The organism is Eubacterium sp. 3_1_31 (assembly GCF_964249515.1).
In the GTDB taxonomy this organism is placed as follows: domain Bacteria; phylum Bacillota_I; class Bacilli_A; order Erysipelotrichales; family Erysipelotrichaceae; genus Longicatena; species Longicatena caecimuris.
In genome coordinates, this window is sequence record NZ_CAXUBY010000102.1 from 1 (window position 1) to 1,610 (window position 1,610).

General features: G+C 44.4%; 1 protein-coding gene. It reads left to right on the forward strand.

The window, feature by feature from the left end; all coding sequences use genetic code 11:
* Positions 1 to 145 precede the first annotated feature (145 nt).
* The gene (locus ACESSZ_RS16405; RefSeq protein ID WP_023924455.1) at positions 146 to 1,597 is read left to right on the forward strand and encodes an IS5 family transposase; all 1,452 of its coding nucleotides are present in this window, start codon (positions 146 to 148) and stop codon (positions 1,595 to 1,597) included.
* The last annotated feature ends 13 nt before the right edge of the window (positions 1,598 to 1,610 follow it).

Sequence of the window (1,610 nt, forward strand, 5' to 3'; positions counted from 1 at the left end):
TAGTGTCTGCTGAGCAAACTGAAAACACTTGATTTTACTGACTTTTGCCCCATTTTCTGGTATAATGATTGCAAGGATTTTGACAAAAACAAATCGTTTTTCTTGCAGTTTTCTTACAGATTTTAAGTATAAAGGGGCTAAAACAATGTACAAACCGATCGACAAGTTACAGCATTCATTCCTCGATTTCAACCAACCTATGGGACTCCACATGAATCCGGATAACCGCTGGGTCAGACTGGCTGACCGAATCCCATGGGATGAATTCGAAGTAAAATATGCCAAGCTGTTTCCAAGTGATACGGGTAATGTTGCCAAGCCTCTTCGCATGGCATTAGGAGCCCTGATCATCCAGACCAAGTTCCAATTTTCCGACCGTGAGCTTGTGGAACAGATCGCTGAGAATCCGTATCTGCAATACTTTATCGGGCTTCCCGGTTTTCGGGAAGAAGCTCCGTTTGATGCAAGTACACTGGTTCTTTTCCGTAAACGCATTTCAGCAGATATGCTGATGGAAGTAAATGAGTATCTTCTTGCTCACAAGGAGGATGACAAAGATGACCATACTCCTCCATCCGTAGGAAAATCCGGTGATGATGGTACTGCAAAAGAAGATACAAACAAAGGGACTCTGACACTTGATGCAACCTGCGCACCTGCAAACATACGTTATCCGCAGGACATCTCGCTTTTGAACGAAGCAAGAGAAAAGCTGGAAAACATGATTTACTGTTTTTGTAAATGTTATGGTCTTAAGTTGCCAAGAAGATACCGCAAACGTGCCAGAAAAGAGTATCTTGCATTTGCCAAGAGCAGAAAGCACACGGCAAAGAAAATCCGCAGCGCACTCCGCAGACAGCTTGGCTACGTGAAAAGAGATCTTGGCTATCTGGAACAGTTCATGAGTGATGGATACGCCATGACAGGTAAGGATATCGGCCTATATCTTACCATCATCAGGCTGTATGAACAGCAACAGTATATGTACGATAACAGAATCCATTCTGTGGAGCATCGCATTGTAAGCATTTCGCAGCCATGGCTTCGGCCGATTGTCAGAGGGAAGGTCAAAGCACCTGTTGAATTTGGCGCAAAATTTGATCTCAGTCTTGACAGCGAGGGTTATGGGCGCCTCGAAAAAATATCTTTCGAGGCATACAACGAGAGCACCTGCCTGATTGAAGCAATAGAACGCTTCAAAGAGCGTACCGGTTATTATCCAGAACGTGTCCTGGCAGATCAGATATACCGGACCAGGGAAAACAGGAGTTATTGCAAGGAGCATGGGATCCGGTTATCAGGTCCAAAGCTGGGCAGACCAAGCGCCACAGCAAAAGTTGATAAAAAACAAGAGTATCAGGATAATACCGATAGAATCGAAGTGGAGCGCACCTTCAGCCTGAGCAAACGCTGTTATGGTATGAGCTGCATTACCACAAAACTGGAAGAAACGCAGTTGACATCTATCGCATTATCTGTATTCGTGACGAATCTGTTCAGGATTCAGAGGCGAATACTTTGTGCTCTTTTGCATCTGTTCCGATTCTGGTATGACCGGAACAGATATAAGAGTTGGAAGTTACAGATAGCTGCTTAATCAGCAGACACTA

What these genes read in the sequence shown, in the direction of transcription:
- ACESSZ_RS16405 (WP_023924455.1), top strand. Translation starts at nt 146, where the DNA reads ATGTACAAACCGATCGACAAGTTACAGCATTCATTCCTCGATTTCAAC.